The following is a 23,724-nucleotide window of genomic DNA, read 5'->3' as shown; positions in this document are numbered from 1 at the left end:
CCATCGGGGAAGAATTCCTCGTCCACGGCGGCATTGTTGAAGCCGGACATCGGCCCAGCACTCAGCCCCACCGCACGGGCGGCCAGGATGAAGTAGCCTCCCTGGATGGAGCTGTTGCGGAAGGCCGTGGTGTTGATGAAGTCCGTCTTGCCCTCGAACAGCGACTTGGCGTCCTTGTTGTGGGAGAACATGCGCGGCAGGTGCTCGTAGAACTTGGTGTCATAGCTCAGCACGGCCACCACCGGTGACTTCATGGTCTTCTCCTGGTTGCCAGGCATCAGGGCTGGCTTGAGTCGCTCCTTGGCTTCCTGGCTTTTCAGGAAGAGCACCCGAAGGGGCTGGCAGTTCATTGAGGTCGGGCCGAAATGCATCAGTTGGTAGATCTTGCGAAGCGTGTCCTCGCTCACCTCCTGATCCTTCCACACATTGTGGGTGCGTGCCTCGGTGAACAGGGTCTCGACGGCGTTCTGATCGATGGCGGTCATGTTAATACCTCTTGTGGAACAATGGTTTCGTGGGTCTCGACGTTCAGCTTGCCTTCTTCAAGCCGAAGTCATATTTCAAATGACGATAGGAGGACTCCAGGGTCCGCCCATCCGGTGCCGGTCCCGGTGGCATCAGCCGGTAGTCCCTGACCAGGGAATCCTTGACGCCGAAGACGGCATCCGAATCCAGGTAGGGATCATCCTCGGCAAACACCTGGGTCACCAGGGTTTCATACCCCTTGGCCATCAGCATGAAGTGCACATGGGCCGGTCGATAGGGGTGGCGTCCGGTGATCTCGAGCATCTTGCCGACCGGGCCGTCGGTGGGAATCGGGTACGGGGAGGGCGTCACTGACCAGAAGGCATAGCGTCCCTGGTCGTCGGTGGTGAACCGGGCTCGCAGCGAGGCGCTGTCGAGTTCCTTCTGGACGTCGTAAAAGCCTTCGCTGTCCGACTGCCAGACGTCGATGACCACATTGGCCAGCGGTTCACCGAGTTCGTTGTGGACCCGACCCTCCACGTAGAGCGGCTCGCCCTCGACGCCCCAGTCGATCGCCTCACCCTGGGCGACCTGGGGCGGGTCGGCGACATAGAAAGGCCCCAGCACGGTGCTTTCCGAGACCATCGGGTCCGAGGTCTGGTGATTGAGAGCGTCGACCAGCATGGTCACGCCCAGGGTATCGGAGAGCAGGATGAACTCCTGGCGCTTGTCGTCGCACATCTGCCCGGTACGCGTCAGGAAGTCGATGGCCTGGGTCCACTCCTCCTCGGAGGGCTTCACCTCGCGCAGGAAGGCATGCAGGTGGGTCACCAGGCTGTTCAGGATCGTTTTCAATCGCTCGTCCTGACAGCCGGAGAACTCATTGATCACGGCGTCGGTGATGTTGTCGGCATTCAGGTTACGCATGGCATTATCCCCTTGCGTCGGCGGTGCGGTCGATGGCCGGCAGCCCCGCGAGGCGCTCGGTGTGATGGACCGTGGCGATGTAGTCGTCCTCGCCGTATCCGGTGCCGATCAGGGAGGCGTAGGCCTCGCGCATCTGGGCGGCCAGCGGCACCGGCACGCCAGCACCATGGGCGCAGCCGAGGATCAGGTCGAGGTCCTTGGCCATCTGGGCGGCGGAGAAGGTCGAGGTGAAGTCCCGCTCGCGCAGCGGCGGCACCTTGTACTGGACCATCGGCGAGCCCACCGCGCTGTCGGCGACCAGCTCGAGCATCGCGTCCCAGCCGATGTTGCCCTTGCGGGCCATGGCCAGGGCCTCGCCCAGCATCCCGGCGCTGACCGCGATCATCAGGTTGATGGCGAGCTTGGCGTAGCGCGCCTGCTCCTCGCCGCCCAGCCAGTACTGGGCCTTGGTGAAGCTCTGCATAACCGGAACGGCCGCGTCCAGGGCCTCCTGCGGACCGGAGACCATGGCCGACAGGGTGCCGGCCTCGGCGGCGACCGGGTTGCCCGACACCGGGCAGCGCAGGTAGGCGATGCCTCGCGCCTCGGCGGCCCGGGCCACCTGCTCGGAGGCCTCGATGCTCACAGTGCTGGTCTCGATCAGCGTGGTACCAGGCGCCATGTGCGCGACCAGCTCCCCCGCCCCCAGGCACAGCGCCAGCAGGGCCCGGTCATCAGGGATCGAGACCAGCACTAGGGAGCAGCCGTCGACGGCGGCGGCCAGTTCGCGATGGGTGACGATCCCGGCCTGCTCGGCCAGGGCCATGCGTTCGGCGCTGAGGTCGAACCCCTGCACCGCATGCCCCGCCTGGGCGATGCGGGCCGCCATGGGCAGGCCAAGCTTGCCCAGGCCCACCCAGGCCACTTTGTGTGTGGTTGTCATTGGGTTGTCTCCTCGTGGTGTTCGCGCTTCTGTAGTTCGGCGTAGATGCGATGCCCGGAGGCCTCGAGCTCACGCAGGCCATCCTCCACATCGGCCAGCAACCGGCCGTGTCGCTTGTGAAACTCTCCCGCCACCATGACGCTGTCGACATTGGCGAGACTCGCCTGCATGACGACGCTCGACACCGGGTCACTGACCGGCTGCATGTTCAGCAGGCTACTGTCCAGCAGCACGATGTCGGCCTGCTTGCCGGGCGAAAGGCTGCCGATGCGGTCCTCGAGCCCGAGGGCGCGGGCGCCGTCGAGGGTGATCCACTCCAGCGCCTCGCGGGTGCGGATGGTGGAGGTAGCGGGGATGCTGCCCTGCTCGCGACGCGAGGCGTCGTTGTCGAGTGAGCGCTGCATGCCCAGGGCCATGCGCGCCACCGAGAACATGTCACCCGAGATCACCGATTCGAGGTCTACCCCCAGCGACACAACGCCGCCATGGCGGCGGACATGACCGGTGATCGGGAAACCGTGCCCTTGGGTCATCTCGTTCTCGGGGGCGATGGAGAAGGTCACGCCTTGGGCACAGAAGCGGGCCAGTTGGCCATCATCCAGGCTCTGGCCATGCACGATATTGATGTCCGGCCCCAGCAGTCCCCGCTCCTCGATGACGTCCCAACCACCGGGGCTCACGGCCTCGCCACCGCCCTGGTGCATGGAAGCCACCAGGCCGAACTCCTTGGCGAGTTCGAAGTCGTGCAGGGAGACCTCGAGGGTCGAGTAGTGCGGGCCCAGGATGGCGAGGCCCAGGGTCACGCGCCCGTTGGGGTCCCCCAGCGGTCCGGCGAGCAGGCGCTCGACCTCGCCGCGGGGATGCGGGATCTCGCTGAAGTGGGGCTGGCCGGGCTTGGGGTCCGGCTTGGGGGAGCCATGGAAGAACAGCGCCCGGATGCCCGCTTCCTGCAGCCCCTTTACGGCGGCATCGGTATGCGCCGGGGTGGGGTTGTTATGGCACCAGTCTCCCAGGGTGGTGGTGCCGCAGTTGAGCTGATTCAGCGCGCCCAGGCGGGTCGCGATATGGATGTCGTCGGGGGTGAACAGGGCGGCCAGGCCGCGATGCACATGGCCGAAGTACTCCAGCAGCGTCCAGTTGGCGGCGACCCCGCGCAGGGCCGTCTGCCAGGTATGCATGTGAGCATTGATCAGCCCCGGGATCAGGATGCCGCCACCACAGTCGATGACCTCGGCGCCCTCGGCGGAGAGATCATGACCCACGGTCAGGATGCGGTCGTCTTCCACCAGCACCTGGCCTGAGGTCAGGTCGCCGATGGCCGGGTCCAGGGTCAGGACGGTGGCATTGGTCAGCAAGGTCTTCATGCGTCGGTAGCCTCCAGAGACGTCGGACGACGGCCGGCATAGGCATCGCTCAGCAGGCGATGGATGCCATCGGCCTCGATTTCGCGGGGGTTCCAGTAGGGATTGGCGGTGGCGATCTCGGTGGCCCGATCGATGTCGTCCTCATTCAGGCCGATATCCCGCAGGGCGAGGGGCGCCCCCACGGCGCGCGCCAGGTCATAAAGCCCCCCGGCGGCATCGGCCGTGCCCAGCGCCCGGACGATGCGCGCCATCGCCTCCGGCGCGGCCTCGGCGTTGTAGGCCACGGCATGGGGCAGCACGATGGTGTGGGTCTCGGCATGGGGCAGGTCGAAGGAGCCGCCCAGGGTGTGGCAGAGCTTGTGATGCAGCGACATCCCCACGGAGCCGAGGCAGGCGCCGCACAGCCAGGCACCATAGAGGGCATCGGAGCGGGCGGTGGCATCGGTGGGCGTAGCGGCGATCGTCGGCAGGCTACGGGCGAGGGCCGCGATGCCCTCCTCCGCCATCAGCGAAACGATGGGGTTGCGATCCTGGGCATAGAGGGCTTCGACGGCATGGGCGATGGCATTGAGGCCACTGGTGCCCGACATGCCGACGGGCAGCCCGAGCGTCAGGTCCACGTCATAGATGACCGTCTCGGGCAGTACCTTGAGGGTGCGCTGGGTGGTCTTGAGGCCCTCCCGGGTCTCGCCGAGGATCGGTGTCATCTCGGAACCGGCATAGGTGGTGGGGATGACCAGTTGGGGGAGGTCGGCGCGCAGCGCGATGGCCTTGCCGAGCCCGATGGTGGAGCCGCCGCCGATGGCCACGACGCCATCGGCGCCCAGCGACGCCAGTACGCGCATCGCTTCCTCGGTGGTCTCCACCGGGGTATGCATCCTGGCCCCGGCAAAGACGTCGGCCCCCAGCTCGCCGAGCTGGTCGAGCACCTGGCGGGCCTGCTCCTCCTGCTGAGGGGTGGAGAGTACCAGGACCCGCGAACAGCCCAGCGCCTGGACCTCCTCGGCCACTTGGGCCAGGGTACCCTGGCCGAAGATGACCCGCGATGGCAGACCATTGTAGGTGAATGGCATCATGATGTTGTCCTCGTTGGTTGGGTGGGCCCCATGGTGGGCATCACGCGACTGGCTGTTCGGCCGATGCACCGGCACCTGTCACGTATTGCCCGGTGATGGCCTGCACCAGCACATCCTCGGAGACTTCATCGCCGTCGAACTCGGCGGTCACCTTGCCGTCGTACATAGCAACGATGCGATTGCTGACGCCCAGCACTTCGGGCATCTCCGAGGAGATCACGAGTACCGCATACCCGGTCCTGGCCAGCTCCTTGATCAGGGCATGGATCTCCGCCTTGGAGCCCACATCGATGCCGCGGGTCGGCTCATCGAGGATCAGCAGCTTGGGGTGGGTGTGTAGCCACTTGCCGATGACGATCTTCTGCTGGTTGCCGCCGCTGAGGTTGCCGACCTTCTGTCGCCAGCTGGGCGTCTTGATCTTCATCGCCTGCTGATACTTGTCGTAGACGCGCTTCTCGGCCCCGGTCTTCATGAACCCATACGAGGAGACGGTGTCCAGGCCCGCCAGGGTCATGTTGTCGCGACAGTTCATCCCCAGGATCAGACCCTGGTCCTTGCGATCCTCCGGGACCAGGGCGATCCCCTCGACCACGGCATCATGACTCGAATGGATATGCTCGACCTTGCCGTCGAGCAGCATCTCTCCGCTCGAAATCTTGCGCAGGCCGAAGATGGTCTCGGCGACCTCCGAGCGCCCGGCCCCGACCAGGCCGTACATGCCGACGATCTCGCCCTTGCGGACATTGAAGCTGACATCCTCGAAGACCCCATTGACCGTGAGGTTGCGCAGCTCGAGCATGTTCTCGCCGAAATCCTTCGGCTTGCTGGCATGGTCGAGCTCGAGGCTGCGGCCGATCATCAGTTTTGTGACCTCGTCCTCGTTGGTGTCGGCGGTATTCACCGTGCCGTTATACTCGCCGTCCCGAAGCACCGAGATCCGCTGGGAGAGGTGGAAGATCTCGTCCATCCGGTGGGAGATATAGACGATACCCACGCCCTGCTCGCGCAGGGTATTGATGATATCGTAGAGCACCGGCTTTTCGTGGTCGGTGAGCGACGCCGTGGGCTCATCGAAGACCACGATCTTGGGGGTGAAGACGAGCGCCCGGGCGATCTCGACCATCTGCTTCTTGGCGATCGACAGATCGCTCACCATGTCCTTCGAACTGAAGGAGCACTTCAGACGGTCGAGGATCTCGGTACTGTCCCGATGGAGGGTCTTCCAGTCGACGCGGTTGCCCCACTTCTTGGGCAGGCTGCCCAGGTAGATGTTCTCGGCCACCGACATCTCCGGTACCAGCGACTGCTCCTGGTGGATCAGCACGATGCCGCTCTCCTTGGCCTGCTTGGGAGTCTCGAAGACCTTCTCTTCCCCCTCGAGCAGGATCTGGCCGCCGTTGGGCTTGTGCTTGCCGGCCAGCACCTTCATCAACGTGGACTTGCCTGCCCCGTTTTCGCCGAGCAGGGCATGGACCTCGCCTGCCCGGACATCGAGGCTGACCTTGTTGAGCGCGACCACACCCGGGAATGTCTTGGTGATGTCGACCAGGGACAGGAGGGGAGTCTCCCCCTGACCGGGTGCCCCTGGGGTCTGTGTCCTTGCTGCCGTGTTCATACCTGCACCCCCTTGGAAGACTTGAGGCTGATCTGCTGGTCGATGATCAGCACGGTGACCAGGATCACCCCGAGGATGACCAGCACGTAGAAGGCCGGCACCTGCATCATGTTCATGCCGTTGCGCAGGATCCCGATGGCCAGTACACCCCCCAGGGTGCCGGTGATGCTGCCGTAACCCCCGGTGAGCTTGGTGCCGCCGAGCACGACGGCGGTGATGGTCCAGAGCTCGTAGTCCCGGCCGAGGTTGGGTGTCGCCGCGCCCATCTGGGTGGCCAGCAGGACACCGGCCAGGGCCGCGAAGAAGCCGACGATCATGAAGTTGATCATCATGTTGCGGCCGATGCGGATGCCGGCATCCAGGGCCGCCTCAGGATTGCCCCCCACGGCGAAGGTGTTGCGGCCATGGCCGGTCTTCTTGAGCACCAGGTGCATTACCAGGGTGCAAAGCAGGAAGATGATGGCCAGCACTGGAAAGGGGCCGATGGTGCTGGCACCGAAGTCCGAGAAGGCAAAGTTGGTGGCATAGAAGGACTGCTCCTCGGTGTAGATGAAGATCAAGCCTCGCACCCCGATCATCGCCCCCAAGGTGACGATGAAGGCGTTGACGCCTGTCTTCCAGACGAGCAGGCCATTGAGGGCCCCCAGCGCCACGCCCGTGGCGATGGCGGCCAGCACCGCCACGGCCAGGCCGTAGTCCTGCAGGCCCACCGAGAGGGACGCCGCCAGCCCCAGGACCGCCCCCACGGAGAGGTCGATGTTGCCGTTGATCATCACGTAGGTCATGCCGAGTGCAAGCAGCCCGATGGTGGAGGCCTGGAGGAGGATGTTGGTCAGGTTGCCCACCGACAGGAAGTAGTCGGACATGACGCTGAAGAAGATGGTGATGGCAATGACAAAGAGCCATATCGGCTGGATGCCCATGCCACCGCTCATGAAACGCTTCATATCGATCATGGTGTTCACCCTGTCAGGAGTGGCTGGTCAGCAGACGCTTGCGCTTGTTGGCAAGGTCCAGCCATACCGCGATGATGATGATGACCCAGGTCACGAGCCACTGGGTGTAGTAGGGGTAGCCCAGCAGCAGCAGGCCGTTCTGGATGAAGCCGAGGATCAGCACCCCGATGACCGTCTTCCAGATACTGCCGGCGCCGCCCAGCAGGCTGGTGCCACCGAGGATGATCCCGGCCAGCACGAGCAGCTCGTAGCCCTGTCCCACGTTGTTCTGGGAGCCCATGACGCGAGACCCGAGCACCAGGGCGGCACAGCCCACACAGAAGGCCGAAATCAGGTAGGTGCTGAACACACACCAGTTCTTCCGAATGCCGGAATAGACGGCCGCCGCGGGATTGCCACCGATGGCGAAGATACGCCGGCCGTAACTGGTGAAGGACATGACCACCTGGACGACGATGGCCAGCAGGGCGAAGAGCAGCACCGGCACCGCGATGCCCAGCACGTAGCCCCGACCGAACACGCCGAACCATGTCTCACTCTGATTGGCGATGTCGACGTTCTGGCCGCCGCTGTAGATCAGTACCAGGCCCTGGATCGCCGAGAGCATCGCCAGGGTGACGATGAGCGAATTAAGTCGCATGAACCCCACCAGGAAGCCGTTCACGGCCCCGAGCAACAGGGTCAGGGCGAACATCGCCAGGATGGCACCAGTCGGGCCGATCTTGTCATGCAGGTCCACTACCAGGACGGTAGCGAACGACAGCATCGACCCCACCGAGAGATCGAGGTTGCCGCCGATGATCACCACCGTGACACCGACCGCGATGATACCGATGATCGATGCCTGCCGGACTACCGTCATGATGTTCGATTGGGAAAGGAACTGTTCGGAAAACAGCGAAAATGCAAACATGCAGATCAGGAAGAACACCAGGATCCCCTGAGCCGAAAGGAAGCTCAGAAGACTGGCCCTGTGTTGCTTGCTGAGCATGAAGCCGTGCTTGGTCTGTTCTGCAGAAGCCATGTCACTTACCTCTAGGGCACAACCTTGTTCCGAAGGTCACCGGTTGTCCGTCACAGTGAGCCAACCTTTCCGGCACTGTCTCGAGCTCGGAGAAAGGACAGGTCACTGCTCGGCCATCCATCATGGCCAACGGATCGTCTGTAGTGGGTCGAGGAAACGCATGGCGTACCGAGACGTCATGCGTCCTCGGCGCGCCTCTTCAGAACACCGGCTTGTCGAACTCGGAGATATTGTCGGCCGTGATCTTGGGGGTCTCGAAGAAGTTCATCTTCGGCACCTCTTCGCCCGCCAGGACATCGAGGGCGGTCTGGAGGGCCGCCTCGGCGTCATCGACCGGAGACTGGTAGATGGAGCCGTAGTACTCGCCGCGCTCGATAGCCTCGTAGCCCACGGCGAAGTTGGTGGCCCCGATGAAGACGATATCGTCTGCCCGACCGGCACTCTTGGCCGCGTTCAAGGCGCCGACGCCCATGTTGTCGTCACCGGCATAGACGCCGTCGATGTCATCATATTTGGTGAGGAAGTTCTCCATGACTCGCTGGGCCTTTTCGCGGTTCCAGTCACCCGGCTGGGTCTCGAGGATCTCGACACCCGGGCAGGCTTCGGCCAGTTGGTCCTCGAATCCCTTAGAGCGCTCCATGGCGGTGGTGTAGCCGGGTTGCCCGGCGATCTGGACGATCTGGCCCTCTCCATCCAGGGCCTCACACATCATTTCGGCAGAGGAGGCTCCCTGCTGGACATTGTCGGGGCCCGAGAAGGCGGCGATATACTCGAGACCGGCCTCGGCGATCTTGGAGTTGGTGACCACGACGGGGATATCCGCCCGGTGGGCCTGACGGATGGCCGGGATCACCGCCTGGCCATTGGTCGGCCAGATGATGATGGCATCGACATTCTGCTGGATCAGGTTGCGAATCTGACCGATCTGGCGGGCCACATCGCCGCCGGCATCGAGTACGACGACATCGACGTTATCGAGCTCCTCGGCGGCATTCTCGAAGGCACTTTCATAGGTGGTCTGGTAGCTGTCGACGCCGACATTGTTCTGGGTGATGCCGATCCGGTAGGTCTCTTGTGCCTGGGCAAGGCCCGCCGAGAGCATCATCACACTGGTCGCTAGCGCTGTTCTGTAGAACATGGTGTCACCTGCTTTGTTGTCGTTGCTTTCACTGACTCGCCATGGGGGGCTGTCAGGGTCTGGGGAGCTTATGGCCGTGGCTTGATTTGGCGCAACGCGACCACGAGGGAGAAATGGCCAATCTGGTTATTTTGTCGCCCAATGGCACGCCACAACGCACCGCGCCCCACCGGTCGATGACCGGCGGGGCGCGGGCTGTCGGGGGCAAGGGGCGGGTATCAGACCCGCCCGGGCTCACTCGTTCTGCGGCTCGAGCAGGCGCTGCCAGGCGTCGATGACCGTCTGGCGATGCTCTTCGAAGTCGTCATGGCGACCACGGGCAGGGTCGCCGGTCAGTGCCGAGCGATGGGCCGCGCTGCGTAGCGCCAGGTAGGCCTCGCGCAGGCGCTGACACTGCTCGGCGGGCAGGCGCCCGGTGGCTTCCAGGGTCTCGAGCAGACGCATGTTGTCGCTGTAGGCGAGTAACTCTGGGGTCTCGTGACTCATGGCGAGCACCGCGTACTGGCACAAAAACTCGATGTCCACCATGCCGCCGGGGTCGTGCTTGAGGTCGAACTCGTCCTCCCCGCTCTTGCCCCCCAGGTGGTCACGCATCTTGCGGCGCATCGCCACCACCTCCTCGCGCAGCGCCACCGGGTCCCGCTCGCGGCCCAGGATCTCGCCGCGCAGGGCGTCGAAGCGCTCGGCCAGCCGCGGGTGGCCGGCGACCACTCGGGCCCGTACCAGCGCCTGGTGCTCCCAGGTCCAGGCTTGGTGGCGCTGGTAGTCGGCGAAGGCTTCCAGGGTCGAGACCAACAGGCCGGCGTTGCCGGAGGGACGCAGGCGCATGTCCACCTCGTAGAGGTGGCCCGCCGGGGTGACGGCGGTGAGCAGATGAATGATGCGCTGGCCCAGGCGGGTGAAGAACACCGGGTTGTCGATGGGCCGGTCGCCGTCGGTACTGCCCTGGGTCGCCCCGTCATGCAAAAACACCAGGTCCAGGTCGGAGCCGTAACCCAGCTCGATGCCGCCGAGCTTGCCGTAGCCGACCACCAGGAACGCCGGCTCCGCCCCGGCACGCCCGCCTTCACGGCGCTCGGGAAAGCCATGCTTGCGGGTCAGGTGCTTCCAGGCCATGCCCAGCACCGCCTCGAGGATCACCTCGGCGATATAGGTAAGGTAGTCGCTGACCTTCATCAGGTGGCGGGTGCCGACGATGTCCGAGGCCGCCACGTGCAGCACCTGGGCGTGCTTGAACACCCGCAGCGCCTCGAGCTGCGCCTCCTCGTCGTCCTCGGGAAGCCGCCCCAGGGTCTGGCGCAGCTCATCGGCCAGCCGCGTCTTGTCCGCCGGGGTATAGAGGGTCTCGGGGGTGAGCAGCTCATCGAGCAGAATGGGATGACGCGCCAGCTGCTCGGCGATCCAGGGACTGGCGCTGCACAGCCGCATTAGGTGCTCCAGGGCCTCCGGGTTCTCGCGCAGCAGCGCCAGGTAGGCCGTGCGCCGCAGCACCGCCTCGATCAACGGCAGCACCCGCTCCAGGGCGGTGTCCGGCGCCGCGCTCTCCACCACGGCGTCCAGCAGCAGCGGCATCAGGGTCTCGAGGCGCTCGAAGCCGATGCGCTGCATGGCCTGGACCTGGCGGGAGTGGCGCAGCGCCTTGAGGCGACGTGCCGCCGTGCCGGGCTCCTCGAAGCCGGCGGCCTCGAGTCGCTCACGTATTTCCGTGTCGTCCGGTTCCCCCCGCCAGAGTTCGCGCCAGTCCTCCAGTCCTGGGCCATCCCCGTCCCCGGTCGAGGCTTCCTCGACGTCTTCCTCGGGTTCGGCGATCACCGCGTCGAAGTGGCGCTGCACCCGGGCACGCACCTCATCGAGCCGCGCGATGACCGCCGGCCAGTCTTCCATGTCCAGGGCCAGGGCCACCCGTTCGCGGTCGGTGGCATCCACGGGCAGCGTCTGGGTCTGGTGATCTTCCAGGGCCTGCAGCACGTGCTCGAGGTCGCGTAGGAATACGTAGTCGGGCAAGAGCTCGTCGACCACCTCGGCGGGTAGCAGGCCGAGCTCGGGCAGCCGCTCGAGAGCCACCTTCAGAGAGGTGACTTGCAGTTCGGTATCGCGGCCGCCGCGAATCAGCTGGAAGGCCTGGACCACGAACTCCACCTCGCGGATGCCGCCGGGCCCGAGCTTGATGTTGCCCTGCATGCCGCGGCGGCGCACCTCGCGGTTGATCATCGCCTTGAGTTCGCGCAGCGACTCGATGGCCCCGAAGTCGAGGTACTTACGGTAGACGAAGGGGCGCAGGCTGGCCAGCAGCTCGGCGCCGGCTTCCAGATCGCCGGCGACGGGCCGCGCCTTGAGCATGGCGTAGCGCTCCCACTCGCGGCCCTGGTCTTGGTAGTAGCTCGACAGCGAGGCGAAGTTGCCCACCAGGGGACCACCGTCACCCAGCGGGCGCAGGCGCATGTCGACCCGGAAGGCGAAACCGTCGGCGGTCACCGCGTCCAAGGCGGTGATCAACCGCTGCCCCAGCTTGGTAAAGTACTCCTGGTGATCGAGGGACTTGCGTCCCCCCTGGGTCTCGCCCTTCTCAGGGAAGGCGAAGATCAGGTCGATGTCGGAGGAAAGGTTGAGCTCGCCGGCACCGAGCTTGCCCATGCCCAGCACCACCAGGCGCTGCTCGCGGCCGTCGCGGCAGGGGGCGGGGTGCCCCCAGCGGGGCGCGAGGTGGGTCTCGAGCCAGGTCAGGGCCCCCTCCAGGCAGGTCTCGGCCAGGCGTGACACCGCGGCGGCGGTGGCCCACATGTCGGTCCCGGCGGGTCGGGTGAGATCACGCCACACGATGCCCAGCATACGCGCCTGACGGAAGCGCCGGATCGCGGCCTGCAGGTCGGTCTCATCCTCGGCGGCCTCCAGGCGCTCGTCGAGCCCGTCGCGCAGCGCCTCCGGCGCGAGGGCCTCGTCCAGCTCGCCGCTGGCATCCAGATGGAGCAGCCAGTCGGGATGGCGCACCAGGGTCTCGGCGGCGAAGCCGGAGATGGCCAGCACCCGGGCCAGCTGGGCACGACGCGAGGCCGACAGGGCCCACCAGTCCTCCAGGGGAGACTCGTTGCCGGTCATGTCGGCCAGGTGATGGGCCTGGTCGAGCGCATCGGTGAGGCGACCCCAGGCGTGTTCGAGCGGGGCCACCAGCGGTTCGGGGATCGTGTCCAGCGGCAGGAAGTCATCGGGCAGGGCCATGGGCATCTCGCATCCGGTTGACGAATACCCTCAGCATACCCAAGCGAACGCGACCCCGGCACCCGTCAGCCGGCAATGCGAGGGATTCATCCGAGAAGCCGCGCCCCGGCCAGCAGCCCCCAGGTCAGGCCGGCGGTGACCAGCGAGAGCATCACCGCCGCCGAGCCGATGTCCTTGGCCCGCCCGGAGAGCTCGTTATGGTCGGGACCGATGCGATCCACCGTGGTCTCGATGGCGCTGTTGAGCAGTTCGACCACCAGCACCAGCAGGCAGCTGCCGACCAGCAGGATCCACTCCACCGGCTCCTCGCCGAGCCACACGGCCAGCGGCACAAGGAACAGGCACAGGCCCAGCTCCTGGCGGAAGGCCGTCTCGTGGCGGAAAGCGGCGCGCAGGCCCTTGAGCGAGTAACGTGTGGAGTGCAGCAGGTGGCGCCAGCCGGTGTATCCAGGCTTCATTGGGGTAGGTCTCCCGGGTCAGTGCGCGTCGATCATGCGCTCGAGGTCATCGGCCAGGGGATCGAGCACTTGGGGCCAGCCCAGCCAGGGCGTGCGGTCGGTACCGTTGACCAGTACGCCGAATACGCCCCAGCGACCGGAGCGGGTCCGGAAGTAGCCCCCCACCGCACGCACCGCCACCGGCTCGTTGAGGGTGCCGGTCTTGAGCATCACCTGCTGATGGAAGGTGGACCCGCCCCGGCGAATGAAACGCATCGGGCCGTTGGCCGGTGCCTGCAGGCCGGCCACGAAACTCGGGAACAGCGCCGGACGGCGATACATGGCCTCGAGCAGCGCGGTGATGCCGGTGGCCGAGGTGCGATTGCCGGTGGTCAGGCCGCTGCCGCTGTGCAGCGTCACCGGGCCATGCCCGGGCACCGTCAGGGTATAGCGCTCGAGGGCCTCACCGGCCTGGGGCAGGGTGGCCTGGGGCGCCTCGACCAGGTTCAGGGCCAGCACGTCGGCCATGAAGTTGTTCGAGTAGTTGAGCATGCGCAGCAACAGTTCCTGCAGCGGCTGGCTCTCCACCGCCGCCAGCGTCCTGGCCCGTGCCGGCGGTGCCTCGCCGCTGCTGGCCTGGTCCCCGACGATGGCGATGTTCGCCTGCTCGAGCAACGATTGCAGCAGGGTTGCCGTCTGGCGAGCCGGGTCGGAGCTGGCGCGATAGAACTCCCGCGGGGCACTGTTGAGCGCGATGTCACCGTCCAGTACCAGCCGGTCCCCGCCCCCTTCGGTGACCCGCTGGGCGCTGATCCGTGTGGGCTCGCCCGCCAGCAGGGTATTGATACCGTTCTCGAGGGGAATCAGCGGTGTCTCGCCATGGCAGCTCACCGCCCGGGCCGAGCTGCTCGCCCGCGGCCCGGGCAGCACCTTCACGCACCAGCTGCCATGGTTGACCCCAGCCGACGACAGCAGCGCGCTGTAGGCGTTGCCGGCGCGCGCGCGAGCCTGGCAACGGTCAGTGGTGGTACAGGTCACCGGCCCGAAGCGCCATTGGCTGATGATCAGCCGCCCCTCGACCCGGCGCACCCCGTGCTGACGCAGCTGCTGGACCAGGCGCCACAGGTCCTCGTCGACCAGCCCTGGGTCGCCGCCGCCCTCGAGCACCAGGTCACCGTGCAGCACGCCCTGGCCATCGAGCCGGCCCGCCGTTACCAACCGCGTGGTGAAGCGATGCTGCGGCCCCCAGCGCTCCAGCGCCGCCGCCGCGGTATACAGTTTGGTCACCGAGGCCGGCGAGAGCGGGCGGTGCGGCTCGATGACGCCCAGCACCTCGCCGCCCTCGTCGAGCAGCCGCGCCTCGGCACCGACCAAGAATCCCCGTTCGGCCAGCTCGGCGAGCCGGGCGAAGCCTTCGGCGTGGGCCCCCAGGGGCAGCAGGGCAATCAGCAGCAGGGGCATCAGGCGTCGCGACATGGGGGCGCTTCCTCCGGTCAGAAAGGGCAACAGCTTAATGGGCCGATACCGAGGAGAAAACCTGGATCACCACGACGCCGCCGATGATCATCGCCAGCCCCAGCAGGGCCGGCAGGTCCGGGCGTTCGCCATAGACCAGCAACCCGACCAGGGTCACCAGCACGATCCCCAGCCCCGCCCAGAAGGCGTAGGCGATGCCCACCGGCAGGCTGCGCAGCACCAGGGCGAGCAGGTAAAAGGCCAGACCATAGCCCACCACCACGGTGACGCTGGGCCATAGCCGGGTGAAGCTGTCGGAGGCCTTGAGGGCGCTGGTGGCGATCACCTCGGCGACGATCGCCAGCGCCAGGTACACATAGGTCATGCCGGCTCCTTGCGGCGCTGCAGCCGCCGCTGCATGAAGTGATCGAAGGCGGTATTGAAGACCAGGGCGTACACCAGGAAGAAGGCCATGAAGCCGAGATCCAGCCAGAACGCCTCCCCTAGGCCGATGCCGAGCCACCAGGCCACCACCGGCAAGGTCGCGACCAGGATGCCCAGCTCGAAGCCCAGCGCCTGGGCCATTCGCTGGTCGAGGCGCCGCCGCCGGGTCGGCACCCAGTGGTCGAACAGTCGATTCCAGACCAGGTTCCAGAGCATGGCGAAGCTGGCCATGAAGACCGCCAGCGGGCCGATCCGACCACTGTCGTGACCGCTGAGCCCACTGGCCAGCGGCGTCACCATCATCACCCCACCCGCCTCGAACAACAGGGTATGGGCCAGCCGCTCCTTCCAGGATCGCATCGTGCACCTCCTCAGCCTCGAACCGTCAGGCCAGGGCCTCGACGATGGGGCTCATTCTAGCCATGGTGCCGATGGAAGCGAGTTAGAATCCATCTAAAAACCCGATAGATCGGAGAGCCCCCCATGCGCTGGACCCTGGAGCAGCTGGAGATTCTGGTCGCGACCGCCGAGCAGGGTTCCTTCTCGGCGGCGGCGCGCCATCTGGGACGTGCCCAGTCGGCGGTCAGCACCGCCATCGCCCACCTGGAGGTCGACATCGGCTGTACGCTCTTCGACCGCCGCGGTCGGCTGCCGCGCCTCACCGAGGCCGGCGAGGCCCTGCTTCACGAGGCACAGGCGGTACTTCGGCAATGCCAGCGGCTGGATGCTCGCGCCCGGGCCATCGCCGAGGGCGAAGAGGCACGGCTGGTGCTGGCCATTCACGAGGCGCTGGTAGAAATGCCCCAGGTGGATGCGACCCTGGAAGCCCTGGCCCACCACTACCCGGCTCTGCAGCTCACCCTGTTGTATGGCGCCCAAGGAGAAGTGGCCCGCTGGGTGGCGGAGCGCACCGCGGACCTCGGCGTGCTGCTTGGCCACCATCTCGACGACGCCCCGCTCGAGGGCGTGACGGTCGCGCAGCTGCGCCAGGTTCTGGTGGTGAGTCGCCATCACCCCCTGGCCAGGCAGCAGGCCCCGTCTCCCGGCGACCTGGCCGCGCATCGCCAGCTGCTGATCGCCTCACGGACCAAGGATGACCCGGCGACGCCACTCGGCGCCCGGTTCTGGCGGCTCAACAGCTTCTACTCCATGGCCGAGTTGGCCACCCGCGGCCTGGGCTGGGCGCTGGTGCCTCAGCATATCGCCGACTATCCCCCGTTCCGCGACCATCTGGTGGCCCTGTCCGGCGCGGCCCTGGGCATCCTGCCGGTCATCGAGGTAGAGACGGTATCCCGGCGGGATGGCGCCCAGGGGCCGATCGCCCGCTGGCTGCGCCGCAGCCTGGGCGAGCGCTTTCGCGACCGGCGGGGCTGAACCGGCTCAGGTGCCGGGCACCAGCGCGGGACGATACGGTAGCTCGACCACCAGCCGCCACAGCGGCTGGCCGCTCTCGTGGTACTTGCGCTCGAAGGGGGTAAGGAAGGCGGCGCCGGGCTCAAAGGCCTCCACCGTCGCCGCGACGCCGGTGGCCTGTGCCACCGCCAGGGCAAACTCCTCGACGTAGAGGCGCCAGTTGGAGCGCAGCTCCAGGCACCCGCCCAGGGCCAGGATCGTCGGCAGTACCGGATGGCCCTGCCAGCGCATCTTCAGGTGGGCGGGTTTGGGGTAGGGATTGGGATAGAGCAGGAAGTGGCGGGCCGGCCGCCAACCCTCGGCCAGCGCCAGCCGCCAGAAGTCCACCAGGTCGGCGCGTACCAGCAGGGCGTTGTCGGGCAATGGCCCATGATCCCGGGACAACCGGTCGGCGCTGCGGTCGATGCCGATCACGACGGCCTCGGGGAAGCGCACGGCCAGCCGCCGGGTCGAAAGCCCCACCCCGCAGCCGGCATCCAGGACCAACGGCCGCTCGCCCTGCTCCGCCCGCCAGAGCCGAGCCTGGTCGAAGGCCTCCCGGGTATGCACTGCTATCGGCTTGCGCAGCGGGTGCGCCAAGGCCCGCGTCACGCGACGCGAGAGATCCTCATGGGGGCCGGTCTGGCGGGAGGTGATGGCGCGCGAACGCGGGGTCATGGGGTGACTCGGTGGCAAGGCAACCGCCCCATTCTAGCAGTCGCCACGGGGCCGGCGCAGGACATTGCCTGCCGCAGGGCTATCGCCGTTACGTAAAGCGAGGGCGCTGGGGGGCAAGCCGAAGAGGAGGTCCTACGCCAGGGATGGCGTCGGTAGCGTACAAGGAGGTATTCATAGCGCCTCCTCGCAGGCTTGCCGACAGAGCAGCCCCGGCGACAATGCTAACTGCGATAGCCCTGTTGCCTGCCGCCGCCCGCATGACGACGCCACAGGGCGGGTGCTATGATCCATGGCCTGATACCGACAGACCTTGAGCCCAGACATCAACCGCACAACGAGGAACCCGGCTTGTCACATTTACCGGTGATCGTGGGTATGGGAGGCGTGAACGCTGCCGGCCGAACCTCGGGCCATCAGGCGTTCCGACGCACCGTGCTCGACGCCCTGTCCGATGACGACCAGGCCCGGACCCTGCTCGGCCTGGCGGCGATGATGCGCCTGGCCCATGGTCAGGCAGACGATGCCTGGCATGACGGTGATGGTAACCGCCTCGATGCCCCCACCCTCGTGGCGCAGACCCGCCAGCAGGTGCTCGACCATACCCTGATCCGGCGCATCGAGGATCCGCGCTTCAATGCCGAGGGCCTGCCCGCCAACCGCCGGGCGAGCCTGGCGCTGGACGCCCCGCTGACCTTCCATATTCGGCGACGCCAGTTGCCCGACAGCCTGCCGCCGACCTGGCAGGTCCGCGAGCGCGACCGCCATACCCTGGAGGTGACGGTGCCGGCCGGCGAGATGGACGTGATGCTGCCCGAGACCCGCCCGGCCCAGGTACGCGCCGCCGCTCAGCTGCCGAGTGGCTTCGAGCCCAGCCGGCTGTATCGTAGCGTGCACCACCCCCGCGGACTTTCCATGACGATCTTCGCCGCCAGCGACTGCCTGGGAGACAGCGGCCTGCTCTGGGACGAGCTGCGCGACCGCCTGGACCCTGGCGAGGTGGCGGTCTACGCCGGCAACTCCATCGGCCAGCTCGATGACGAGGGCTGGGGCGGGCTGCTCAAGAGCTTCGTTTCCGGCAAGCGCGCCACTTCCAAGCAGATGCCGCTGGGCTATGGCCAGATGCCCGCCGACTTCCTCAATGCCTATGTACTGGGCAGCGTGGGCAGCACCGGGGCGGCGCTGGGCGCCTGCGCCAGCTTCCTCTACAACCTGCGCCTGGGGGTGGACGACATCCGCGCCGGGCGCTGTCGGGTCGCCATGGTCGGCACCGCCGACGCCCCCATCACCCCGGAGATCATCGAGGGCTTTCGCACCATGGGGGCCCTGGCCGACGACGACAGCCTCAAGGCCCTGGACGCCCTGGAGCTGCTCACCGACAGCGACTACCAGCGCGCCTGTCGCCCCTTCGCCAAGAACTGCGGCTTCACCATGGGCGAGGCCAGCCAGTTTGTGATGCTGATGGACGACCGCCTGGTGCTGGAGACCGGAGCCGAGGTGCTGGGCAGCGTCCCGGATGTCTTCGTCAACGCCGACGGCTGGAAGCGCTCGATCTCGGCCCCGGGCATCGGCAACTACATCACCCTGGGCAAGGCCGCCGCCCTGGTACGCGACCTGCTCGGCGAGACGGCGCTCAGAAAACGCACCTTCCTGCATGCTCACGGCACCAGTACGCCGAAGAACCGCGTCACCGAATCCCACGTCTTCGACCTGGTGGCCCGGGCTCATGGCATCGAGGCCTGGCCGGTGGTGGCGGTCAAGACCTTCGTCGGCCACTCTCAGGGCAGCGCCGCCGGCGACCAGTTGACCAGCGCGCTGGGCAGCTTCGCCCACGACCTGCTGCCGGGCATCCCGACCCTCGACGCCGTGGCCGATGACGTGCATGCCGAACGGCTGGTGTTCTCCCGCACGCCACGCGCCTTCACAGCCGATGCGGCCTTCATCAATGCCAAAGGCTTCGGCGGCAACAACGCCACCGGCGTGGTGCTCTCCCCCGCCGTCACCGAACGGCTATTGGTGGCCCGCCACGGCCCGGCCGCCGTGGCGGCCTGGCAGGTGCGTCGCGAGGTGACCCGTGAGGTGGCCGCCGAATACCGCCAGGCCGCCGACCGGGGCCACTTCCAGGCCCGCTATCGCTTCGGCGAGGGCGTGCTGGAAGGACCGGAGTTGGAGGTCAGCGAGGCGACTATCCGCATCCCGGGCTATGCCCGCCCGGTGTCGCTGGCCGTGGACAACCCCTTCGGACGCATCGAGGAAGGAGACGACTCATGACCATCGCCGTCTACGCCGGGACCTTCGACCCCATCACCAATGGCCACTACGATCTAATCGAGCGCGCGGCACGCCTCTTCGACACGGTGGTGGTGGCCATCGCCGGGAGCCCGGGCAAGGGACCGGCGCTTGATCTCGACACCCGCATCGCCCTGGCCCGAGAGGTCGTGGCCGACCTGGGCAACGTCGAGGTGGTCGGCTTTTCGGGACTGATGACCGAGTTCATGAAGCAGCAGAAGGCACGCGTACTGCTGCGCGGCCTGCGCGCGGTGTCGGACTTCGAGTACGAGTTGCAACTGGCCAACATGAATCGCGCCCAGATGCCGGAGCTGGAGACCGTCTTCTTGACCCCCGAGGTCGAGAACTCCTACATCTCCTCCACCTTGGTGCGCGAGATCGCCAAGCTCGGCGGCGATGTTTCGAAGCATGTGCACCCGAAGGTCGCCGAGACGCTGAAGAGCCATTACAATACCTGACCACGGCACTCGGGCATCTCGCGCCCGAGGTCGACTGCACCAAGGGCAAGGGCCGGCGTGACCGGCCGCGACTTCCGTGAGGTACCCCATGGCCCTGATGATCACCGACGAGTGCATCAACTGCGACGTCTGCGAACCCGAATGCCCCAACGGCGCCATCTCACCGGGGGAGGAGATCTACGTCATCGACCCCAACCTGTGCACCGAGTGCGTCGGCCACTACGACGAGCCCCAGTGCCAGCAGGTCTGTCCGGTCGACTGCATCCCGCTAGACCCGGACCGCAAGGAAGACCATGACGAGCTGATGGCGAAGTACCAGACCATTACCGCCGCCTGAGCGCCTATCATCCAGCATCATGCCTGACGCCCCGCTCATCGAGCGGGGCGTCGATGGTTGGCTTTCCCCACACTTTCCCATCTCGCCGGCGTACCGGCTGACGCTGCCTCCCCGGCAGCGCCGTAAGGCCGCTCGGCCGAGGTCCTGACCTTCCTGCTTCTTGACTCGGCTCATACCTGCTGTATGAGCCATGGCGTTAACTGGAATTAGCAAGTACTATCCAGCACGGCATCCGTTAACAGGATGTTACGACAGGGTCGCTGCCTTGCGACGCCGCCCTGTCGGCAAGTCCTATACCATGCAAAGGAGCGCATGATGCAACGTCTGATCGCCACCGCCGTCCTCGCCGGCCTTGTCGCCACCCCCGCCGTCGCCCAGAACTATCAGTACCAGCCGTACAACCCCGATGAGGGACTCTATCTGGGTGCCGGGATTGGGGAAGCCACCTTAGATAGCGACACCTTTGACCAACTGGATAGCTGGGGCCTCGATACCGACGACAGTGATACAGCCTACAAGCTGTTTGCCGGCTACCAGTTCAATCCGAACTTTGCCCTAGAGGCTAGCTATCTGGATTTTGGAGAGTTCAAAGCTAATGCAACAGTGACAGACGGAGTAAACACCGCAACAGCCGACATAGATTTAAGCTTTGAAGGGTTTGGCATTGCTTTGGTCGGCAAGCTGCCGATACAGAATGGCTTCAGCCTGCATGCCAAGGTGGGCATGTTCGCTTGGGATGGGGAGGTCTCCGGAACTGCACGCTATAACGGTGACGTCATCTACGATGGAGAATCGGGAGGAGACGGCACCGATCCCTACTATGGCCTTGGTGCCGAGTACCAGATCAACCAGGTCATTCTGCGGGCCGAGTACGAGCGCTACGAACTCAGCGACAGCGGCGAGGACTTCGAGATCGACGTCGCCTCCGCCAGCCTAGGCTACCGCTTCTAGCCAGGCTCGCCCTTGACCTCGGCGGCCTGCCCTGCCCGCCGGCATCACAGCCCCGCCATACGGCGGGGCTGTTGCGTTGCGTACCGAACACCACCCGACGGGTCACGCCTGCTCCCTGCCATGGCTGGCACTCGACAAGCGGCCAGGATCACCTACATTACAAATATTCACCGTTTTTTGCTTTGGACGCCGGCCGGTTCCTGATGTCCCCCGGGCTCGCCGTGACAAGGAGCGCCAGATGCACCGCCTGATCGCCACCGCCATCCTCGTCCCCAGCCTGGCCGCGGCCTCTGCCTTGGTCCAGAGTGACGAGCATGTCCCCCATGCCGGGCCTTACCTGGAGATCGGCGCCGGTCAGGCCGTGCTGGAGAACGATCCGCTGGAACGGCGGGATGCCCTGGGTGCCAACATCGGTGACGGCGATACCGGCTATCGGCTTTTTGCCGGCTATCAGTTCACACCCTTCGTGGCCATGGAGGCCAACTACCTCGACTTCGGTGACCTTGCGGCCAATGGCTCGACCGCACCACGCGCTGGCCATCTGACGACAGCCGAGCTCGCTGTCGACGCGGACGGCCTCGGCCTTGCTCTGGTGGGAGTCATGCCTTTCCATTACGGTATCAGCCTGCACGCCAGGCTGGGCATGCTTGCCGGACAGGTGAAGATGGCCGGCACCGACCGCGTCAATGGCAACACCATCGTCCAGGGCGAAGCCCTGGGCGGCGATACCGCCCCTTTCTATGGCATCGGCGCGACATACCGGATCAACCGCCTCATGATGCGTGCCGCGTATGAGCGCTACGACATCGGCGAGAGCGGTGAGGCGCTCGAGACCCATCTCGTCTCCGCCAGCCTGGGCTACCATTTTTAGAAGGCCGCCGACCGCGCCTGCCGCCGCCCCGCCACCCAGTGGGGCTATCGCCGTTACGCAAAGCGAGGGGCGCTGGGGGCAAGCCGAAGAGGAGGTCCACGCCAGGGATGGCGTCGGTAGCGCCCAGGGATGGGTTTACAGCGCCTCCTCATAGGCTTATCGCCAGACCAGACCCGAGCGATGGACGCTATCTGCGATAGCCCTGCGCTCCCCGGTGGGGCGGTTGCGTTACGAACCGGGACACGCCACCCTGCGCGGTTTGACCGCCGACGGATTTCCCGTGACACCATCCTCCCCGACCGCTACTCGCCAGCGTGTCTTCTCCCTGGCCTGGCCGATCATCCTCTCCAACATCACCGTGCCACTGCTGGGGCTGGTGGATACCGCCGTAGTTGGCCATCTGCCCGACTCGCGCTATCTCGCCGGCGTCACCCTGGGGGCAACGCTGTTCAGCTTCCTCTACTGGGGCTTCGGCTTTCTGCGCATGGGTACCACCGGCCTGACCTCACAGGCCGTGGGCCGCGAGGCGGACGGTGAGGTGCGCAACCTGTTCGGCCAATCGTTGTTGCTCGCCCTGGCGATCGGCCTGGGGCTGATCCTCGCCGGTGGACCACTGGTGACGCTGGGGCTGTGGCTGCTCGACGGCAGCGAGGCGGCCACGGCGCTGGCCGCGGAGTACGCCCGCATCCGCCTGCTCTCGGCCCCGGCGGTGCTGGCCAACTATGCCATCCTTGGCTGGTTCCTGGGCCAGCAGAACTCACGGGTGACGCTGGCCATCCTGGTACTGACCAATGGCGTCAACATCGCCCTGGACCTGCTGTTCGTGGTAGGCCTGGGCATGACCAGCGACGGCGTGGCCTGGGCCACGGTGCTCGCCGACTATACGGCGCTAACCTTCGGCCTCTGGCTGGTGTCGCGCCAACTCAAGCTGCTGGAGGGACGCTTCCTGCGCGAACGGCTGCTGCGCCTGGCCGCCTATGGCGAGCTCCTGCGGGTCAACGCCCATCTCTTCGTGCGCACCCTGGGCCTGCTCTTCGCCATGGCCTTCTTCACCTCGCGGGGCGCCGCCCAAGGCGATACCGTGCTCGCGGCCAATGCGGTGCTGCTGCAGTTCATCATGCTGGTCAGCTACCTGCTGGACGGCTTCGCCCACGCCGCCGAGGCCCTCGTTGGACGCTCGGTGGGCCGCCGGCGCTGGGACGAGTTCGCCGCCACCGTGCGTGCGACGGCACATTTCTCGCTGATCACGGCGCTCCTGGCCGCCCTGGCCTTCGCCATTGGCGGCGACTTGCTGATCGCCCTACTGACCGGGCTGCCGGCGGTACGGGAGACGGCCGGGGCCTACCTGCCCTGGATGGTCGCGATGCCGCTGGTCGCCGTCTGGAGCTACCTCCTCGATGGCATTTTCATCGGCGCCACGGCGACCCGCGAGATGCGTAACAGCATCTATCTTGGCCTCGCCGCCTACCTGCCGGCCTGGTGGCTCACCCAGACGTTGGGCCCGCCCGGCTTCGCCAACCATGGCCTGTGGCTGGCCTTCCTCGTCTTCACCGCGGTGCGCTCGGGCGTGCTGGTCGCCTATTACCGTCACTACCGATGCACCCGCTGGTGCGATAGTCCCCGCCCTGCCGACCTCGACCAAGGTCGACTTTGACAACATTCTTTCGGCTCGGCAGCGTTGACCTGCCCGTAAGCGCAACGTTCTGAGGATG

General features: G+C 66.3%; 22 protein-coding genes. 7 read left to right on the top strand and 15 right to left on the bottom strand.

Annotated elements, in window-relative coordinates; genetic code table 11:
* The 14 genes from FHR94_RS17850 to FHR94_RS17785 all read right to left on the bottom strand — a co-directional run.
* A partial coding sequence (locus FHR94_RS17850; protein ID WP_183327844.1) for a malonic semialdehyde reductase occupies positions 1-485 on the bottom strand: 485 nt, incomplete at its 3' end.
* A gap of 43 nt (positions 486-528) precedes the next feature.
* A complete protein-coding gene (locus FHR94_RS17845; RefSeq protein WP_183327843.1) occupies positions 529-1,392 on the bottom strand; it encodes an intradiol ring-cleavage dioxygenase in 864 nt (287 codons plus the stop codon).
* Between the two features lie 4 nt (positions 1,393-1,396).
* The gene (locus tag FHR94_RS17840; RefSeq protein ID WP_183327842.1) at positions 1,397-2,314 is read right to left on the bottom strand and encodes an NAD(P)-dependent oxidoreductase; all 918 of its coding nucleotides are present in this window, start codon (positions 2,312-2,314) and stop codon (positions 1,397-1,399) included.
* Positions 2,311-3,678 carry an amidohydrolase family protein gene (locus FHR94_RS17835; RefSeq protein ID WP_183327841.1) on the bottom strand — a complete coding sequence of 456 codons (1,368 nt, stop codon included), beginning with the start codon at positions 3,676-3,678 and terminating at the stop codon, positions 2,311-2,313. Before FHR94_RS17835 ends, FHR94_RS17840 begins: the two co-directional genes overlap by 4 nt.
* On the bottom strand, positions 3,675-4,754 hold the full coding sequence (locus tag FHR94_RS17830; RefSeq protein WP_183327838.1) for a maleylacetate reductase: 1,080 nt from the start codon (positions 4,752-4,754) through the stop codon (positions 3,675-3,677). Before FHR94_RS17830 ends, FHR94_RS17835 begins: the two co-directional genes overlap by 4 nt.
* A gap of 40 nt (positions 4,755-4,794) precedes the next feature.
* A complete protein-coding gene (locus FHR94_RS17825; protein WP_183327836.1) occupies positions 4,795-6,369 on the bottom strand; it encodes a sugar ABC transporter ATP-binding protein in 1,575 nt (524 codons plus the stop codon).
* The gene (locus tag FHR94_RS17820; protein WP_183327834.1) at positions 6,366-7,325 is read right to left on the bottom strand and encodes an ABC transporter permease; all 960 of its coding nucleotides are present in this window, start codon (positions 7,323-7,325) and stop codon (positions 6,366-6,368) included. Before FHR94_RS17820 ends, FHR94_RS17825 begins: the two co-directional genes overlap by 4 nt.
* A 13-nt stretch (positions 7,326-7,338) precedes the next feature.
* A complete protein-coding gene (locus FHR94_RS17815) occupies positions 7,339-8,349 on the bottom strand; it encodes an ABC transporter permease (RefSeq protein ID WP_183327832.1) in 1,011 nt (336 codons plus the stop codon).
* Between the two features lie 199 nt (positions 8,350-8,548).
* A complete protein-coding gene (locus FHR94_RS17810) occupies positions 8,549-9,487 on the bottom strand; it encodes a sugar ABC transporter substrate-binding protein (protein ID WP_183327830.1) in 939 nt (312 codons plus the stop codon).
* A 234-nt stretch (positions 9,488-9,721) separates the two neighbouring features.
* Positions 9,722-12,703, bottom strand: coding sequence for a bifunctional [glutamate--ammonia ligase]-adenylyl-L-tyrosine phosphorylase/[glutamate--ammonia-ligase] adenylyltransferase (gene glnE, locus FHR94_RS17805; protein WP_183327828.1), 2,982 nt, complete (start codon positions 12,701-12,703; stop codon positions 9,722-9,724).
* Between the two features lie 86 nt (positions 12,704-12,789).
* Positions 12,790-13,161, bottom strand: coding sequence for a diacylglycerol kinase (locus tag FHR94_RS17800; RefSeq protein ID WP_183327826.1), 372 nt, complete (start codon positions 13,159-13,161; stop codon positions 12,790-12,792).
* A gap of 18 nt (positions 13,162-13,179) precedes the next feature.
* Positions 13,180-14,616, bottom strand: a complete 1,437-nt coding sequence (gene dacB / locus FHR94_RS17795) for a D-alanyl-D-alanine carboxypeptidase/D-alanyl-D-alanine endopeptidase (protein WP_183327824.1) — start codon at positions 14,614-14,616, stop codon at positions 13,180-13,182.
* A gap of 34 nt (positions 14,617-14,650) precedes the next feature.
* On the bottom strand, positions 14,651-14,980 hold the full coding sequence (locus FHR94_RS17790; RefSeq protein ID WP_183327822.1) for a DMT family transporter: 330 nt from the start codon (positions 14,978-14,980) through the stop codon (positions 14,651-14,653).
* Positions 14,977-15,399, bottom strand: coding sequence for a PACE efflux transporter (locus tag FHR94_RS17785; protein ID WP_183327820.1), 423 nt, complete (start codon positions 15,397-15,399; stop codon positions 14,977-14,979). The genes FHR94_RS17790 and FHR94_RS17785 overlap by 4 nt, the downstream gene beginning before the upstream one ends.
* A gap of 123 nt (positions 15,400-15,522) precedes the next feature.
* Here FHR94_RS17785 and FHR94_RS17780 point away from each other — a divergent pair, with 123 nt between their 5' ends.
* On the top strand, positions 15,523-16,413 hold the full coding sequence (locus tag FHR94_RS17780) for a LysR family transcriptional regulator (RefSeq protein WP_183327818.1): 891 nt from the start codon (positions 15,523-15,525) through the stop codon (positions 16,411-16,413).
* A gap of 6 nt (positions 16,414-16,419) precedes the next feature.
* Here the strand turns inward: FHR94_RS17780 and trmB are convergent, their stop codons facing one another.
* Positions 16,420-17,109, bottom strand: coding sequence for a tRNA (guanine(46)-N(7))-methyltransferase TrmB (gene trmB / locus FHR94_RS17775; RefSeq protein WP_183327816.1), 690 nt, complete (start codon positions 17,107-17,109; stop codon positions 16,420-16,422).
* Positions 17,110-17,484: 375 nt separating this feature from the next.
* On the opposite strand from trmB, the gene FHR94_RS17770 reads away from it, so the two are divergent.
* From FHR94_RS17770 to FHR94_RS17745, 6 genes are all read left to right on the top strand, one after another.
* Positions 17,485-19,377 (top strand): beta-ketoacyl synthase, encoded by a 1,893-nt coding sequence (locus FHR94_RS17770; RefSeq protein ID WP_183327845.1) that lies wholly within the window; start codon positions 17,485-17,487, stop codon positions 19,375-19,377.
* Positions 19,374-19,853, top strand: coding sequence for a pantetheine-phosphate adenylyltransferase (coaD, locus tag FHR94_RS17765; RefSeq protein ID WP_183327814.1), 480 nt, complete (start codon positions 19,374-19,376; stop codon positions 19,851-19,853). Before FHR94_RS17770 ends, coaD begins: the two co-directional genes overlap by 4 nt.
* Positions 19,854-19,941: 88 nt before the next feature.
* Positions 19,942-20,190 (top strand): YfhL family 4Fe-4S dicluster ferredoxin, encoded by a 249-nt coding sequence (locus FHR94_RS17760; protein ID WP_183327812.1) that lies wholly within the window; start codon positions 19,942-19,944, stop codon positions 20,188-20,190.
* Between the two features lie 315 nt (positions 20,191-20,505).
* Entirely contained in the window at positions 20,506-21,141 is a 636-nt protein-coding gene (locus tag FHR94_RS17755; protein WP_183327809.1) for an outer membrane beta-barrel protein, read from the top strand.
* 238 nt (positions 21,142-21,379) lie between these two features.
* Complete coding sequence (locus FHR94_RS17750; protein ID WP_183327807.1) at positions 21,380-22,012, top strand: porin family protein; 633 nt, start codon at positions 21,380-21,382, stop codon at positions 22,010-22,012.
* A 280-nt stretch (positions 22,013-22,292) separates the two neighbouring features.
* Complete coding sequence (locus FHR94_RS17745) at positions 22,293-23,666, top strand: MATE family efflux transporter (protein ID WP_183327804.1); 1,374 nt, start codon at positions 22,293-22,295, stop codon at positions 23,664-23,666.
* Positions 23,667-23,724 lie beyond the last annotated feature (58 nt).

The sequence above is a fragment of the Halomonas cerina genome (assembly GCF_014192215.1).
Classification (GTDB): Bacteria; Pseudomonadota; Gammaproteobacteria; order Pseudomonadales; family Halomonadaceae; genus Halomonas; species Halomonas cerina.
Note: the sequence above shows the minus strand (reverse complement) of the source record. Positions and strands in the feature narration are given on the sequence as shown.

Bases quoted from the DNA above. Each gene is read 5' to 3' on its own strand.
- FHR94_RS17790 (WP_183327822.1), bottom strand. From the start codon at position 14,980: ATGACCTATGTGTACCTGGCGCTGGCGATCGTCGCCGAGGTGATCGCC.
- FHR94_RS17845 (WP_183327843.1), bottom strand. From the start codon at position 1,392: ATGCGTAACCTGAATGCCGACAACATCACCGACGCCGTGATCAATGAG.
- trmB (WP_183327816.1), bottom strand. From the start codon at position 17,109: ATGACCCCGCGTTCGCGCGCCATCACCTCCCGCCAGACCGGCCCCCAT.
- FHR94_RS17760 (WP_183327812.1), top strand. From the start codon at position 19,942: ATGGCCCTGATGATCACCGACGAGTGCATCAACTGCGACGTCTGCGAA.
- FHR94_RS17800 (WP_183327826.1), bottom strand. From the start codon at position 13,161: ATGAAGCCTGGATACACCGGCTGGCGCCACCTGCTGCACTCCACACGT.
- coaD (WP_183327814.1), top strand. From the start codon at position 19,374: ATGACCATCGCCGTCTACGCCGGGACCTTCGACCCCATCACCAATGGC.
- FHR94_RS17815 (WP_183327832.1), bottom strand. From the start codon at position 8,349: ATGGCTTCTGCAGAACAGACCAAGCACGGCTTCATGCTCAGCAAGCAA.
- FHR94_RS17810 (WP_183327830.1), bottom strand. From the start codon at position 9,487: ATGTTCTACAGAACAGCGCTAGCGACCAGTGTGATGATGCTCTCGGCG.
- FHR94_RS17830 (WP_183327838.1), bottom strand. From the start codon at position 4,754: ATGATGCCATTCACCTACAATGGTCTGCCATCGCGGGTCATCTTCGGC.
- FHR94_RS17820 (WP_183327834.1), bottom strand. From the start codon at position 7,325: ATGATCGATATGAAGCGTTTCATGAGCGGTGGCATGGGCATCCAGCCG.
- FHR94_RS17780 (WP_183327818.1), top strand. From the start codon at position 15,523: ATGCGCTGGACCCTGGAGCAGCTGGAGATTCTGGTCGCGACCGCCGAG.
- FHR94_RS17785 (WP_183327820.1), bottom strand. From the start codon at position 15,399: ATGCGATCCTGGAAGGAGCGGCTGGCCCATACCCTGTTGTTCGAGGCG.
- FHR94_RS17755 (WP_183327809.1), top strand. From the start codon at position 20,506: ATGCAACGTCTGATCGCCACCGCCGTCCTCGCCGGCCTTGTCGCCACC.
- FHR94_RS17835 (WP_183327841.1), bottom strand. From the start codon at position 3,678: ATGAAGACCTTGCTGACCAATGCCACCGTCCTGACCCTGGACCCGGCC.
- FHR94_RS17750 (WP_183327807.1), top strand. From the start codon at position 21,380: ATGCACCGCCTGATCGCCACCGCCATCCTCGTCCCCAGCCTGGCCGCG.
- dacB (WP_183327824.1), bottom strand. From the start codon at position 14,616: ATGTCGCGACGCCTGATGCCCCTGCTGCTGATTGCCCTGCTGCCCCTG.
- glnE (WP_183327828.1), bottom strand. From the start codon at position 12,703: ATGGCCCTGCCCGATGACTTCCTGCCGCTGGACACGATCCCCGAACCG.
- FHR94_RS17825 (WP_183327836.1), bottom strand. From the start codon at position 6,369: ATGAACACGGCAGCAAGGACACAGACCCCAGGGGCACCCGGTCAGGGG.
- FHR94_RS17840 (WP_183327842.1), bottom strand. From the start codon at position 2,314: ATGACAACCACACACAAAGTGGCCTGGGTGGGCCTGGGCAAGCTTGGC.
- FHR94_RS17770 (WP_183327845.1), top strand. From the start codon at position 17,485: ATGGGAGGCGTGAACGCTGCCGGCCGAACCTCGGGCCATCAGGCGTTC.